This is a genomic window from Brevibacillus sp. 7WMA2, from assembly GCF_010748895.1.
GTDB classification, from domain to species: Bacteria; Bacillota; Bacilli; order Brevibacillales; family Brevibacillaceae; genus Brevibacillus_B; species Brevibacillus_B halotolerans.
Map to the genome: position 1 here is coordinate 2,234,616 of NZ_CP048799.1, position 14,640 is coordinate 2,249,255.

General features: G+C 41.4%; 13 protein-coding genes. 2 read left to right on the forward strand and 11 right to left on the reverse strand.

Translation table 11 applies throughout. The features are described 5' to 3' along the window. Positions 1-19: 19 nt before the first annotated feature. The 3 genes from GOP56_RS08715 to GOP56_RS08725 form a co-directional block, all read right to left on the reverse strand. Entirely contained in the window at positions 20-910 is an 891-nt protein-coding gene (locus tag GOP56_RS08715) for an AlbA family DNA-binding domain-containing protein (RefSeq protein ID WP_003341411.1), read from the reverse strand. 507 nt (positions 911-1,417) lie between these two features. Beyond that, complete coding sequence (locus GOP56_RS08720) at positions 1,418-2,605, reverse strand: outer membrane protein assembly factor BamB family protein (RefSeq protein WP_003336891.1); 1,188 nt, start codon at positions 2,603-2,605, stop codon at positions 1,418-1,420. 398 nt (positions 2,606-3,003) lie between these two features. After that, positions 3,004-4,938 (reverse strand): ABC-F family ATP-binding cassette domain-containing protein, encoded by a 1,935-nt coding sequence (locus tag GOP56_RS08725; RefSeq protein WP_163245386.1) that lies wholly within the window; start codon positions 4,936-4,938, stop codon positions 3,004-3,006. Between the two features lie 279 nt (positions 4,939-5,217). Here GOP56_RS08725 and GOP56_RS08730 point away from each other — a divergent pair, with 279 nt between their 5' ends. Together GOP56_RS08730 and GOP56_RS08735 are read left to right on the forward strand one after the other, a co-directional pair. Beyond that, entirely contained in the window at positions 5,218-6,795 is a 1,578-nt protein-coding gene (locus tag GOP56_RS08730; RefSeq protein WP_163245387.1) for a YifB family Mg chelatase-like AAA ATPase, read from the forward strand. Positions 6,796-7,135: 340 nt separating this feature from the next. Then, the gene (locus GOP56_RS08735; protein WP_003336887.1) at positions 7,136-7,387 is read left to right on the forward strand and encodes an AbrB/MazE/SpoVT family DNA-binding domain-containing protein; all 252 of its coding nucleotides are present in this window, start codon (positions 7,136-7,138) and stop codon (positions 7,385-7,387) included. A 305-nt stretch (positions 7,388-7,692) separates the two neighbouring features. Here the strand turns inward: GOP56_RS08735 and GOP56_RS08740 are convergent, their stop codons facing one another. The 8 genes from GOP56_RS08740 to trmD form a co-directional block, all read right to left on the reverse strand. Beyond that, entirely contained in the window at positions 7,693-8,073 is a 381-nt protein-coding gene (locus tag GOP56_RS08740) for a YraN family protein (protein ID WP_003336886.1), read from the reverse strand. After that, on the reverse strand, positions 8,073-8,381 hold the full coding sequence (locus GOP56_RS08745) for an EscU/YscU/HrcU family type III secretion system export apparatus switch protein (protein WP_003336885.1): 309 nt from the start codon (positions 8,379-8,381) through the stop codon (positions 8,073-8,075). Before GOP56_RS08745 ends, GOP56_RS08740 begins: the two co-directional genes overlap by 1 nt. 20 nt (positions 8,382-8,401) lie before the next feature. Beyond that, the gene (locus GOP56_RS08750; protein ID WP_163245388.1) at positions 8,402-10,477 is read right to left on the reverse strand and encodes a hypothetical protein; all 2,076 of its coding nucleotides are present in this window, start codon (positions 10,475-10,477) and stop codon (positions 8,402-8,404) included. A 149-nt stretch (positions 10,478-10,626) separates the two neighbouring features. After that, on the reverse strand, positions 10,627-11,409 hold the full coding sequence (locus GOP56_RS08755) for a ribonuclease HII (RefSeq protein WP_163245389.1): 783 nt from the start codon (positions 11,407-11,409) through the stop codon (positions 10,627-10,629). 210 nt (positions 11,410-11,619) lie between these two features. After that, positions 11,620-12,516: a ribosome biogenesis GTPase YlqF gene (gene ylqF / locus GOP56_RS08760; protein ID WP_035318517.1), complete on the reverse strand. Its 897-nt coding sequence runs from the start codon at positions 12,514-12,516 to the stop codon at positions 11,620-11,622. A 31-nt stretch (positions 12,517-12,547) separates the two neighbouring features. Continuing rightward, on the reverse strand, positions 12,548-13,108 hold the full coding sequence (gene lepB / locus GOP56_RS08765) for a signal peptidase I (RefSeq protein WP_003341428.1): 561 nt from the start codon (positions 13,106-13,108) through the stop codon (positions 12,548-12,550). 173 nt (positions 13,109-13,281) lie between these two features. Beyond that, positions 13,282-13,629 (reverse strand): 50S ribosomal protein L19, encoded by a 348-nt coding sequence (rplS, locus tag GOP56_RS08770; RefSeq protein ID WP_003341429.1) that lies wholly within the window; start codon positions 13,627-13,629, stop codon positions 13,282-13,284. Positions 13,630-13,882: 253 nt separating this feature from the next. Next, positions 13,883-14,629 (reverse strand): tRNA (guanosine(37)-N1)-methyltransferase TrmD, encoded by a 747-nt coding sequence (gene trmD, locus GOP56_RS08775; protein WP_003341431.1) that lies wholly within the window; start codon positions 14,627-14,629, stop codon positions 13,883-13,885. Positions 14,630-14,640: the final 11 nt, after the last annotated feature.

The window sequence follows — 14,640 nt, forward strand, 5'->3', positions numbered from 1 at the left end:
CTACTTCTATGTTGTCTATCTACAGCAGTCCTAGACGACGGCTTATATCGCTGCCTAATCTACGCTTCACATAAATTTCGCCGATTTGATGAGGGTCCTTCACAATAAAGGAGCGATTGTTGGTTCGAATGGAGACATATTTTTCATTATTTTTATCTAGTCCGCATATCAATTCATTACCAACCTCTACGAATATACTAACTACAAATTTCCCCTCAACCTCCCGTAACGAGATTTTTGGAAAAGGATGTAATATCGGCGTAGTTTTAATTTGAATATATTGGGTAATAGCAAGTAAGTATTTATCTGGATCACCATAATGGGCAAGCTCATCGTTAACACCTATTATCTTTGAATCATCGCTAATCCCTAAAAATATATTTCCATTATTACTATTAGCAAAGGCGACAATCGCTTTGATGATCGCTTGCTTTGAATGTAAGAAGTCCTGTTTAAATTCAATCATATCGTTCTCACCCAGCTTAGTAGCGATGATTGGGTCATCCAGCCTGCCAAGATGGCGAAAACGACTCAGTGCTCCTAGTCGATAAACATAATCCTCAAATAGATCGGCCGGTAATGATATATCTTCAATAACTGCATCCATCTTCTGCCATAGCTGATAGGTTTCTTTAGAAAAACACATATCGAATAAAACCGTGCTTCCTAACGATTTCATGTTCATCCCAACTGCGACACTGTTGCGATAGGCAGGCTGATAAGTATCCACTCCTCTTACCTGCATAACCCCTTTTTCAATAAGGAAGTCAAAATAGATACGCGGTAATACAAGTAACCGTTTAAGCAGCATCGGATGGAGAGAAGGAAGACGATCATGGAACAAATCAAACAGAATTTCATTTTCCGAGACACGATGGATCTCGGCAAGAAAAGTACATAAGGTTTTCATCATTCACCCCGTTGCCCCTCTAGTGTTTTTATGAAGATGTTCATTATGCAGACTTTTTGTTCAATCATTCATCCTGTAAGAAGACTCCTTGCTCTTACATTCTTATTCCTTTTTAGTTTATGTTATCTATACTCATTTCAATTAATTTTTCTTATCATACTAAAGTAATATTACAAAACAAAGACAAAAGCTGATTTGATTTCAATTTCTTCGTTCTTACTGTTTTGTTAACAGAAAAAGCGCCCCCCAATGGAACGCTTTTCTGAAAATGAACGTATTTAAAAATATTGTTTCATTAAATAGTCTACCCAGTCTGGCAATTGTATATCTGAAACATGATCAAAAGCTGGAAAATATGGGTGGTCTCCTAATACGATGCTTCTTCATACCGATCCGTTATCGAATTTTTGATCCATACCAAAAAGGGAATCACTAATTAACAACCATAAGTGATTCCCAATCAATTCATATGTGTAGGCTAGCCTCTCGCCTATTTTTTATAATCTGTTACTTGCCAACAGCCGTCACACGTCCATTTTGAGACACAAGATAAATAGTACCATCTGCACCGATAGCAGGGGCTGATACCGTATTGTCTTTCATGTTGTATTCCCAAATTCGATTTCCTTTTTGATCAAGCGCACGCAGCACACCGTTTCCTGTTACCATGTAAATCACTCCATTGGCGTCAAGGATTGGTGCCGATTCAATTTGATGTCCTCCATTATAGGACCACTTGGTTTTCCCGTTTTTAGAATCTAACGCAAAAAACATACCGCTATCTGTTCCAACGTAAAGTGTTCCATTAGAATCAATAGCAGGGGATGAGGTTATTTTTTTTCCAACAGAAGTAGACCATTTTTCTTTCCCATTAGATGCAATTGCGTATATCTTTCCATCTTCCGTACCCAAATAAAGCGTACCATCATTTCCGATAACCGGAGATTGCTTCATTGGAGCATTCAATGCCAATGTCCATTTCGATTTTCCTGATGCCGCATGAACAGCATATAATTTACCGTCAGAATTTCCTACATAAACCACTTGATCCTTTGAAATGATTGGCGCTGTCGTTACAGGGGCTTTTGAGCTAAATGTCCATTTCTCGGAACCATTCTCGTTAAAAGCTTGTAGTTTGCCATCGCCCGTTCCTACATAAATCGTGCCATCTGAACCAAGAGCAGGGGATGTAGTTACTTCACCAACCGTACGTTTCTCCCACTTTTTCACTCCGCTTGGGTAAACAGCAAACAAGAGGTGTTCAGTCGACCCCGTATAAATCGTTCCATCCTTCCCAATTACACTACTGGTCAGATCGCCTTTGAGCAGAGTTTTCCAATTAATGCGGCCGTTTTGATATGCATAAAACTCTCCCCCATTAGAGGTTACGTATATCGTGCCATTAGCTGTAACTACAGGTGAGGATTTGATAGATTTTCCTGATGTAATCGACCATTTCTCAACTGGGTTAGGAGCAACATTATAACGCGATTGGCGGGTCCAGTTATATGTAGAAGGTTGTGCTGCTTGATAATCATAGCTACCAGCGTGATAACCTGTTCCTTGCGTAAAGGCTGTTGTTGTTTGAACTGGCTTCACGGCTACAGGCTTAGCCAAAATTGCCTGAGGTACTACCACTGAAGACAAAATCATGGTTCCCGCTACTAACAGTTGGATTCTATTCTGTTTTTTCATGTTAATTCCCTCTCTCTTCCACAGGTTTTTAATGAATTGATCATGTTATGCTTTTATTCCGACTATACGCACAGAAAATGATGGGTTTACTACCAGAAACGTGCGTGATTTCCTTTTGAATATACTGTAAATTGCTAGGTGAGTCTACCGTTTATTGTCAGGTAATTTCACCCATTCTTTCTTAGGACTTTTGTCTGAATATTAGTAAAGGATGGGTGAAGATGGTCATTGAACCCATGGTATCATTTTATGTAAAGCGCCTTATAGCATAAGTTTACACGTTTGACATAGGAATGAATCAGTGTGGTTTTTTCCAAAAAAAAGAAGGAAGGTTTCTTCAACCTTCCCCTCCATGATCCAACAATTACCTGTATGCTGTTAGACCCTTCATCATTTAGTTATCCTCTTTTATTGGCTTCCTCTAGCTCTTCCACCATAATCGATAGCTCAGTCCAACGTTCCATAGCCTGCTCCAATTGATTGGCTATCTTCTGTTCCTGAGCAAACAGCTCCTGCGCTCGCTCTACGTTACTACCAGCATTTGCAACCTGATTTTTTATCTCTGAAAGCTGTTCCTCCAAATCAGCAATACGATCCTCTATTTCATCCCAATCTCGTTGGTCTTTATAGGATAATTTTTTGGTTCGGTTTCCACCCCTATTGGCTTGGGCAGATGACTGATCTGATTTTTGTTCATTCGCTTTTTCCTTTGCTGCTTTTTCAGCTAATGCTTTCTCTTGCTTGCTCTCGTCTAGGTACTCCGAATAATTTCCCATGTAATGACGAATTGTCCCTTGCCCTTCAAAAGCAAACAGATGCTCAACCGTTCGATCTAAGAAATAACGATCATGGGAGACAGTAATCACAGCCCCTGGGAAGTTATCCAGGTAGTCTTCTAAGATACTAAGTGTTTGGATATCCAGATCATTGGTTGGCTCATCAAGGAATAAAACATTGGGTTCTCCCATTAACGTCCGTAGCAAATACAGACGGCGACGCTCCCCACCAGACAGCTTAGAAATATACGTCCATTGCTGATTAGGAGTAAATAAAAATCGTTCCAGCATCTGTGAAGCAGACAAGGTAAATCCATCTGCTGTTTTGATTTGTTCGGCTACTTCCTTGATATATTCAATGACCCGTAGATTACCATCCATCTCCACATTTTCCTGTGTGTAGAACGAAAGCTTAACCGTTTCACCTGTTTCAATTGTTCCGCTATCAGGCTGAATACGACCTGCAAGCATGTTTAGCAGTGTTGACTTCCCGCTACCATTGGGCCCAATAATCCCAATTCGATCTCCAGGTACTACAATGTAGCTAAAATCAGTAAGCAGTCTACGTCCGCCAAAAGCTTTAGAGACCTTCTCTGCTTCAATGACCTTTTTACCAAGACGACTTGCCCCCAAAGCAATATCAAGCTTAGCCTGTGGCCCCTCCACCTTCTTGTCTCGTAGCTCTTCAGCTCGCTGCACCCGGGCTTTTTGCTTTGTAGTTCGGGCTTTAGCGCCTCTTCTTAGCCATGCCAGTTCTCTACGCAGTAGATTTTGGCGTTTGCTTTCTTGAGCCAATTCATTCTCTTCACGCTCTGCCTTCTTTTCTAAAAATGACGCATAGTTGCCCTCATAGCTATACAGCTTGCCGTTGTCCAATTCAAAAATACGATTAGTAACGCGATCGAGGAAATAACGGTCATGGGTTACTAGTAATAGTGCACCTTTAAAGGAAGAAAGATACTCTTCTAGCCACTCTACTGTTTCATTATCAATATGGTTGGTCGGCTCATCTAAAATAAGCAAATCGGCAGGCTGAATTAGCGCACGTGCCATCGCTACCCGTTTACGTTGTCCACCAGATAACTCGGCTACTTTCTGCCCAAACTGGGTAATGCCTAATTTGGTCAGTATTGTTTTTGCCTTCGTGTTTGCATCCCAAGCATTCGTTGCATCCATTTGTTGCTGGGCACGTAATAATCGTTGTAGCTTTCGCTCATTTTCCTGATCCTGCTGCAGTTCTTCCAAAGAAACCTCATATTCCCGTAGGGCCTGCATAAGAGGAGTATCTCCATAAAATACTTGCTCAAGGACAGTTGAATCTCCATCAAATTCTGGATTCTGCGGCAAATATTCTACACGAAAATGATTGGAATGAATAATCTCCCCCTGATCTGCTTCCTCTATCCCTGCTAGAATTTTAAGCAAGGTAGACTTACCAGTACCATTTACGCCAATCAACCCAATCCGTTGATTCTCAGCAATATGAAAGGAGATCGTGTCAAACAAGACCTTTTCTCCAAAACTTTTTTTAATATGTTCTACTGTTAGTATATTCAATTTGACCATCCTTACTTCTATATAAGATGTCCGTTCGTAATACTCTACAAAATCCGTTTTTAACGAAACGTAGAGTAAAATATTGTTATCGTACATGGACTTACTTCTCATTGTACAAAATGACAGGCCTAATGGGAACAGCTAGCGGGATTTTGAGACACGAAATCATTTTTGTTGCAGATACCCTTTAACTTTTTATACAGTCAAACTTAGATGGCTTGAAAATGGATTATTCTAGTTCAAATCAATTCGTAACGACTAGTAAAGGGGTTATCTAACATGTATGCAAAAATTTACTCAGCTACCATTCATGGAATAGATGGCATGCTAGTTACAGTAGAAGTGGATATTTCGAATGGATTGCCACATTTTGAAGTGGTGGGTTTAGGAGGTAGCGCTATTAAAGAAGCACGGGATCGTGTCCGAGCCGCCTTACGAAATTCCGGATTCGACTTCCCTATGCAGCGAATTACCGTCAATCTAGCCCCCGCAGATGTGCGAAAAGAAGGCTCCGTTTTTGATTTAGCTATCGCCTTTGGAATCTTGCTAGCATCTAAACAAATTGAAATGACATCAGCTATTCCACTTATTATCGGTGAGCTGGCGCTAGATGGTAGCTTACGTCCCATTCCAGGTGTCTTGCCCATGCTACTGAAGGCTCAGCAAAGAGGATTTAAGAGAGTAATTTTGCCCATTGCCAATCAAGCAGAAGCAAAACTTGTTCCCTTAGAAATTCTGCCTGTACCCCATTTGCGAACCGCTGTGGAGGCTAATAAAGAAAAGGAATGGGTTCATGTAAGCGATCCTGCTGCATCTCATTTGGACTGCACTAATTCAAGTCCTATTGAGCTTAACACCGAAAGTAGACATCCTCCTGATGCGATTCCTACATATGATTTTGCTGATGTCATGGGACAACATTTCGTAAAAAGGGGTTTAGAGGTTGCAGCCGCTGGATTTCATAATGTAATGCTAGTTGGTCCACCCGGCTCTGGAAAGACCCTATTAGCCAACTGTTTTCCAACCATCATGCCTAAAATGACTCAGGAGGAATCCTTTGAGGTTACTAAGATTTACAGCATTGCTGGCTTAACAACGCGACATGGGCTTATTGAGACTCGCCCCCTGCGTGCGCCACATCATACAATCACCCAAGCCGCTCTAGCAGGTGGAGGTTCTCAAATTCCACGTCCGGGAGAATGCAGTCTGGCTCATGGCGGAATTCTTTTTCTTGATGAAATGCCTGAATTTCCCAGAGGTGTTCTTGAAGTGCTACGACAGCCCCTTGAAAATGGTCACATTACCATAAGTAGGGCCAAACAAGCCTATTTGTATCCAGCGCGTTTCTTACTAATTGGATCTATGAATCCTTGTCCATGTGGATATTATGGTTCCAAAGATCAAAATGTCTGTCGATGCTCACCCTCACAAGTATTAAAATATCGTTCAAAAATTTCTGGTCCCTTGCTAGACCGCATCGATATTCATTTGGAAGTGCCTCGTGTCTCAGTCGAACAGTTAACAAAGCGAGAGGGGGAGGAAAATTCAGCTTCAATCCTCACACGTGTAGAGATGGCTCGGAATATTCAACGTCAGCGTTATCGTCAAAACAAGCGTTCTTCATTTAATAGTTCAATGACTGGACAAGATTTACGAGCATACTGTTCTCTTGATAAAGGCGGGCAGGAGTTAATGAGCATAGCTTTTAATCAACTGGGACTGAGCGCTCGTGGATATGATCGAATTGTTAAAGTGGCTCGTACGATTGCTGATTTAGATGGTTCTGAGAACATCAAAACCTCACATGTAGCTGAAGCGATTCAATATCGTTCACTTGATAAGGCTGTTTTAGCATAATCCAAAAATATCTCTTCAAAACAGGTTAGCCATACACCTTTTTGGGGTAAATCTTTGTTGAGCATATTTGCTATCTATGAATTCCTGAACAAGTTGTCCTTCGCAAAAGATAGCATTATGTTCATATACTGTTTAGCAGATTGGGTACTATTTTACGAGTAAGAATCATAATAAGTAAACAATCTCATGTAAGCGGAATCAACGTTATAAATGTTAGGAGAATATTCACTTTTTTAAAAGAAGTAAAGATTGACTTATTTATTAAATATTGGTACGATAATAATCAGATAACCTGTCGAATTTTGACTAAATACATCTGACAGAGAGGGGATTTACACCTATGAAATCAACAGGTATTGTAAGAAAAGTGGATGAACTAGGACGTATCGTTCTTCCTATTGAATTGAGACGTACATTAAACATTGAGATCAAAGATCCTATGGAGATCTATGTAGATGGAGAACGCGTAATCCTGAAAAAATACTTGCCATCTTGTATCTTCTGTGGAAATGCTGACCAAATTACTCACTTCAAAGGTAAAATCATTTGCCATGATTGTCTGAATGATATGCCTGTTAGCACGAAAGAATAAGCTTTCCTTGTTACATACGCACTACATATGTTTTCCTTTATGTATAACTAAAGAAACCGTTCTCTTCCTCGGAAGAAAACGGCTTTTTTATTTCATCCTGCAAAATGTGGTTTTTACAAAAAAATGGCTGTCTTCACGTCATCCCCGACTAAAGACAGCCAAACCAGATGTATTACTTAATATGGAGGAGTTACAACTCGTCGAGTACATTGTATTGTACGCTTGAAGATGTACTATTGATGTAGTTAAATCACTATGAACAGCCTATTTCTTGCAAATTTAGGTGCTATCATATTATCCATTGCCTAAATACATTTGTAATGCTCAAGACCTTCTCCACTCAGTGAAAGATCAGGCGGAATCCATACTGCAATGGCATCAATTCGAAATGAATCATAGGACTGAGTATGATTTTGCAGATAAGCTAGAGCTAGCTGTCGCAATTTTTGCTGTTTGCGTGGTGTGATTGATTCAACAGGACTTCCATACCTAGGAGTAACTCCTTTTTTACCTATACGAGATCGAACTTCAACAAACACAACCGTTCTCTGCTCCATTGCAATAATATCAATCTCTCCCTGAGAAAGTCGGACATTACGACCAATAATACTGTAGCCTAGGCTTTCAAGGTAATCACATGCTCTCGATTCCCCAATTTGACCAATTAGCCTTCTTCGGTCTGTCATTAACTCCACTCTTTCTTCTCTAACCGATAAACAAACGCAAGAATTTCTGCTACCACCTGATATAATTCAGGGGGAATTTGCTGCTGTAAATCCAATTTAGACAGAACCTCTAATAATGAAGGGTCCTCCTGAACAGGGATGTTATGCTCTTTTGCCTTTTGCAGGATACTTTCAGCAATATAACCTCCCCCTTTAGCAACCAGACGTGGAGCATCGTCCTGATCCTCTTTATAGCGCAACGCTACTGCCTTTTTTAATCGTGGTACTGATTTTTCTTGAAAGTCATTGTTGGTAAAGGACCGATCCATTACGTTCCCCCCTTCCTATATTAGACACGCAAATCAACACCTGTGTAATTACTGTTTAATTGCTCTGTTTCTCTTATAAGTCCCCCGTTACCAGATTTGGCTTCTGGTAATGGCAAGACACGTAAAATAGATAGCTGATACCCTACTTCTTGGAGTTGCTGAGTAAACGTTTGCTTTTCTGACTGAATCAGCTTCTCCAACCAAGGTTGATCATTATAAACCTGAATTGTTGTAATTCGATTGACAATACTCACATCCACCATGGTCATTCCTAGCGCATGTAGATCTAATTGAAAAAATAATCTACAATTTCCCGGGTCTAATTGCCCACCTTTTTGCTTACGTGCCTCCACTTGTACAAAAGCTGTATCTTCTCCTTGCTCAGTTTTAATTGGAATTTGCATCATCACATGTGTCAGTGGTTGTGTTTGCTGAGAAGTCGACATCATTAATTGTTGTCCGGTAATATGCTGAAGCAATTGCTCTGCTGTTTCCTTTAATACTAAAGATACGCCTTGGGAAGCCTGTGCAACTTGTAATAACAAACTTTTTATATTTTGTAAATGCTGCTGATCAATTGCTTCTTTGCCTGTCCGTCCAGCCTGAAAAATATGTCTTTCATTAGAGACACCTAATAGTTCCAGTTTTTGTTGTAAAATTCCAGTTTCTTTCCGTAACTGAGCTTGATTCGCTGACGTTCCCTCATTTGATTGGGAAGATACTGCTTGATTACCTATTGTAGATGGCTGTTTCAATGATTCTTCTGGAGCAAGCATGCCAGAAGCTTGAATCTTAGTATTTACAGAAAAATTCTGCATGGGAGCTTGCATACTGGTTTGTTGTTGTCTATTTTGGTTAGATTCCCCTACACCTGTGAGTGTTTGGTTGCTATTACCTGTGATAATGACTGATTCTGTAAGAGTGCGTGTATTGCCAGATGAAGGAAGGGAAGACGATTGACCTGTACCTTCTGTTTGCTTCAGAGTAGCCTGGCCATTTCCTCCATTTATCCCCCCATTCAATCGTGTTTGCGCATCTGCTTCCGCTCCACTTATAACTCCAGCATTTCCTCCTTGTTGTGCATTTGAACCTTGAGTGGATGAAAAAGGTGCCGTGTTATCAAATAGGGCTGACGACATAGGTCTCTGTTGGGTTGGAACTTGATTCAAAAGATTCGTCTGTTGCCCTGTTTGCTGGCCGATTCCAACAGATGAGGTACCATTTTGTACTCCTGTCCCTGTTTGTTGCCCTGCTTCAGCTTCTTGGTTGCCAATATGTTGAGGCAATGACGTTTGCGAAGGATTCCCAATCACTTGTTTTCCCAACATTCCTAAGTTCCCGTTTAGCAAAGGGGATTCTTCATTGAGCTGTAGCGGCAACGACTGTAATAAGCTTGCAAGTGTTCGTAAGGTTTGTTGTAATTGTGGTTGTGGTGACACAGAGGCTGAAGAGCCACCTTGCGGGGTTGTTTGAGTCTGCTCATTAGCCCCCGAAGCCTCACTTTGCAAGGAAAGCGTAGCCAGTGTATCGGTCACCTGCTGTAAAAAAGCGCGAATAGAGTCTGATATGTTATTTCCAAATAAAAAGCTGCGCAACGCCAAGACTACATCCTGCGTGATTGGGATTTGTTTCGTAAGTGCTGTCTGCACTGCTTGCATGACATCTGTACCTGATCCTTGCGTCTTTATTATTTGACCAAGCTCCATTAATGTTTGCTTGTTTACAGGCAAATTCTTATCAAGTAAAAATTGCAGAGCTTCTTTTAATTCTGGTTGATTCGGTAAACCAAAAGAGCGCAATAAACCCTCCTGAGAGGCTTCCTTTGTGGTTTGACCTGCTTCCGTATGAACCACTTTTAACGTAAGTGGTTCTGTATTTCCCTGAACCTGTAACCATGCTTTTTGGCCTGCTTCCAAATTCGTCTCCATTTTAGCTACCATCTGCATTCCGCCAATTTGCACGATAGCACCCTGATCTGGAAGTACTTTTACGATGGTTCCCTTTACCACCTGATTCGGGCTTAGCTCTATCTGTTTGCTTCCGCTTGTGCGGGTTTGCTGCAGCATATTAGATAGCAATTGACCAGCTTGGATCATCGGGTCCTCCTCCTTTCATGTAAAACGAATAAACCTTTATTCCAAAAAGAAATTTTATGTACGAAATAGGCTGAAATGATTCTTATCAATGCTGATTTTGATCAGGAAAGATTTTTGGCCACTCAAGCCCGAACATATCTTATCCCCCTCTATCCAGTAATAAGCTCTTTAACTCCCCCAAAGGTTTTGCGATGCAACGCGGAAGGGCCATGAGTGCGTAAGGCTTGTAAATGTTCGGCTGTGCCATAACCAGCATTTTGCTCAAAGCCATATACCGGATACTCTGCCGCATATGCTTTCATAAGACGGTCACGCGTCACTTTTGCTACGATTGATGCAGCTGCGATCGAAATACTTTTGCCATCACCGCCAATAATCGAGAGTTGTGGAGCTTCTAAACGCGGTAGATGTACAGCATCAATTAAGCAGAGGTCTGGAGTGATTCCTGCGTCATTTATGGCTGTATACATTGCTTCGCGCGTCGCTTCTAGAATATTAATTTCATCAATGCGCTCAGCAGAAACGATCCCAATACCTACAGCGATTGCTTCGCGCATAATTACTTCATAATAAGCTTCACGCATGGTGACATTTACCTTTTTCGAGTCATTTAAACCTGGAAGATAAAAATCAGCGGGTAAACAAACGGCTGAAGCAACCACGGGCCCTGCTAGAGGCCCTCTTCCAACCTCGTCTATTCCTACTATGTATTGATTACCTTGTGCCCAGTATAATTTCTCTGTTTCTGTCATAGCTTCCCAAAGGGCTTGCTGCTTTTTCAAATGATTTTCCTGAGCAATAAATCTACGCCAAATTGCTTGGACGCCTTTTCTTGGGTCTGTAGAAAGCTCCAATCGTTCCTCAGAGGAAAGCTGGTCAGCTCCTTCGACCCATTCTCTTATCTTTTGTATCGACATTTCCGCAATGTTCATTAATTCTCTCTCCCGACTTCCTTTACATTCTTTCTTTATTCTATCGTAAGACTAGCCCCGCGACAAAAATTTTTCGCATCTATCGTAACCAAACAATCTATTACAACCATTCTTACATAGTGCAATCTGATTGAATGATTCACATATTTTATCATTTGATCAAACAACTAAAAACCCCTGCCATGTAGGCAAGGGTCAATACGTACATTTTTATTCATCATAGATAGAACGGGGCTCGCCAATGGTTACTTCCATTTCCCAATCAATCGGACGTTCTAACGAAATTTGCCCAATCTTTCCTGAGCGCAGTTCACGTAGCAATAGCTCAGAAGCTTTGTCATAGTCAATATATCCACCTGACGCCATACAGCCACGTTTTTTACCGATCATTTCTAGTAATTCTACGCCATCCTCAGGTAAATCAGTCAGCTTAAAGCGGTCTTTTAATCGCTCTGGATAGTAATGCATCATATAACGAACAGCATACAGGGCCACCTCAGAGAAATCAATCAGTTCATCCTTAATAGCACCACTTGCAGCTAATCGTAATCCTACCATTTGATCCTCAAACTTAGGCCAAAGAATACCTGGTGTATCCAGAAGCTCTAGTGTATCGCCCATTTTTACCCATTGCTGTGATTTGGTCACGGCAGGACGATCTCCTGTCTGTGCAACAGAGCGTTTTGCTAAACGATTAATCAGTGAGGATTTACCAACGTTTGGAATACCTAAGATCATGATTCGTACTGCTCTTGCCAGCATTCCACGATCTGCACGTTTTTGTAACATATCTGAGGCTAACTCCTGGCAAAGCTCAGGGAGCTTATTCACTCCTCTTCCTGATAAAGCATCAATCGGTAGCGTACGGAGGCCTTGTTCTTTAAAATATCTTACCCACATTTCTGTTACAGATGGATCAGCTAAATCCGCCTTGTTTAGCAATATCAAACGTGGTTTTTCTGCCACGATCTCATCGATCATCGGGTTACGACTAGATAAAGGTAGTCTTGCATCCAGAAGCTCGATGACCACATCAACCTGCTTTAATTTCTCCGTAACCTGGCGGCGGGCTTTAGCCATATGTCCCGGAAACCATTGGATTGTCATCGTACATTCACCTACTTTGTTTACACAGCTATTAGCGTGTCATGCGTATATCTTTTAACGGCCAGAAGACAAACTCTGCCCGGCCTACCACCTTGCTTATTTCAACTGGCCCAAACTCTCGGCTATCTGAACTATTTTGGCGATTATCCCCCATTACATAAATATGTCCGGGTGGAATCGTTATTTTTTCGAAAGGAGTGGTTAGTGGTAGATCCTTCTCTTTTTGCGCAATTTCACGTTTCTCTTTTAAGTATGGCTCTTCCACTGGCTTATCATTAACGTACAAAACATCATCTTTTACCTCAACGGTATCTCCAGCAACAGCGATAACCCGTTTGATATAATCTCGCTTCTCAGACGCATGGAATACGATAATTTCCTCACGTTGTGGCTCTCTTAGATGATAGAGAGCTTTGTTAACCACGAGTTTTTCTTCGTTATGCAAAGTAAAATCCATGGAATGACCCTCGACGATAAACGGGGCAAATAAAAAGGTACGGATGAAGAATGCTAAAGCTATGGCTATGACAATCGCTTTAATCCATTCCCAAGCTTCATTTTTCTTCTTGGTAGTCGAGGCGTTTTCGTTCATAATCTTTCCTCCTGCTCTAGAGTCTCATTTATCTATTATATATGACAGAAGATATCTTTACACTTTATAAGTGCATCTATCTGAGATGAACTGTATATTCTAGAGAACTGAGGGCATTCAAAACCGAATGTAACTGAAAAAAGGGGGACTGGCAAGCAGCCCCCCTCTTATTCTTATCGACGAATTTCTTTAATGCGAGCAGCTTTACCTACGCGATCGCGAAGATAGTACAATTTCGCACGACGTACGCGACCATGGCGAACTACTTCAAGTTTGTCGATCTTCGGTGTGTGTAGTGGGAATGTACGCTCAACACCCACGTTGTAAGAAATCTTACGAACAGTGAAAGTTTCGCTTACACCAGTACCACGGCGGCGGATAACAACGCCTTCGAACACCTGAATACGCTCACGAGTACCCTCGATAACCTTAACGTGTACACGTACAGTGTCACCAGGACGGAACGCAGGAAGATCCTGTTTCAGTTGTTCTTTTTCCAATTCACGAATAATTTGATTCATCATGATTCACTCCTTCCACACAGACGTTCTTACTCGCCTTACTTGTTAAACCTCTGTTAGGTTAACGAACGAATAGCGGACCGTCGTAGTCAGTGGCAAAATTGCCACAAGTGATATTCTAGCATAACTATAGGCCGTTAACAAGCATTATTAGAAAATAATCAAGGATAAAATTCCCTCAATCTACTACTTTAACTGGATGATCAAAAATCAGTGGCAAATTGGTAGGATTAGTCTTCCCATGCTTGTAAAATCAAGCGTTACTTTCTTCCTGCTGAATCTCTATTAGTAGCTTTTCAATTTCTTTGGTTTTCTCAATCTTCTCCAGTAACTCTGGTCGACGTTGCAGGGTGCGCTTTAGAGATTCTTTCAGTCTCCATCTCTCAATGTTCGCGTGATGTCCAGACAAGAGGATATCAGGCACCTTCCAGCCTCGGAAATCAGCAGGGCGTGTGTAATGGGGATGCTCTAAAAGTCCCGTAGAAAAAGAGTCTGTGACAGCAGACATTTCATTGCCGAGAGCGCCTGGCTGTAAACGCACAACACTATCAATCACAACCATAGCGCCTAATTCTCCACCTGTTAGTACATAATCGCCTATCGAGATTTCATCCGTGATCAGATGCTCACGAATTCGCTCATCGTAGCCCTCATAGTGACCACAAATAAACACGAGGTGCTCTTCACGAGCTAACTCCTCAGCCATTTTCTGATCATATCGTTTTCCTTGCGGGCACATTAGAATAATACGCGGTTTCGAGGTACCCTCACGAGCCTGAAGGTCTTCCACGGCATCAAAGATCGGATCTGGCTTTAAGACCATGCCACCACCGCCTCCATAGGGAGTATCATCTACGTTGCCGTGTTTGCTTTTCGAATAATCGCGAAAGTTAATGACCCCAAAATCGACGATTCCTCGCTCTGCTGCTTTTCCTAAAATACTGGTAGAGATTACCCCTGTAAACATCTCTGGAAACAGTGTTAGTACGTCAATACGCATGATCTAACTCT

Bases quoted from the DNA above. Each gene is read 5' to 3' on its own strand.
- GOP56_RS08715 (WP_003341411.1), bottom strand. From the start codon at position 910: ATGAAAACCTTATGTACTTTTCTTGCCGAGATCCATCGTGTCTCGGAA.
- GOP56_RS08720 (WP_003336891.1), bottom strand. From the start codon at position 2,605: ATGAAAAAACAGAATAGAATCCAACTGTTAGTAGCGGGAACCATGATT.
- GOP56_RS08730 (WP_163245387.1), top strand. From the start codon at position 5,218: ATGTATGCAAAAATTTACTCAGCTACCATTCATGGAATAGATGGCATG.
- GOP56_RS08735 (WP_003336887.1), top strand. From the start codon at position 7,136: ATGAAATCAACAGGTATTGTAAGAAAAGTGGATGAACTAGGACGTATC.
- GOP56_RS08740 (WP_003336886.1), bottom strand. From the start codon at position 8,073: ATGACAGACCGAAGAAGGCTAATTGGTCAAATTGGGGAATCGAGAGCA.
- GOP56_RS08745 (WP_003336885.1), bottom strand. From the start codon at position 8,381: ATGGATCGGTCCTTTACCAACAATGACTTTCAAGAAAAATCAGTACCA.
- GOP56_RS08750 (WP_163245388.1), bottom strand. From the start codon at position 10,477: ATGATCCAAGCTGGTCAATTGCTATCTAATATGCTGCAGCAAACCCGC.
- GOP56_RS08755 (WP_163245389.1), bottom strand. From the start codon at position 11,409: ATGAACATTGCGGAAATGTCGATACAAAAGATAAGAGAATGGGTCGAA.
- ylqF (WP_035318517.1), bottom strand. From the start codon at position 12,516: ATGACAATCCAATGGTTTCCGGGACATATGGCTAAAGCCCGCCGCCAG.
- lepB (WP_003341428.1), bottom strand. From the start codon at position 13,108: ATGAACGAAAACGCCTCGACTACCAAGAAGAAAAATGAAGCTTGGGAA.
- rplS (WP_003341429.1), bottom strand. From the start codon at position 13,629: ATGAATCAAATTATTCGTGAATTGGAAAAAGAACAACTGAAACAGGAT.
- trmD (WP_003341431.1), bottom strand. From the start codon at position 14,629: ATGCGTATTGACGTACTAACACTGTTTCCAGAGATGTTTACAGGGGTA.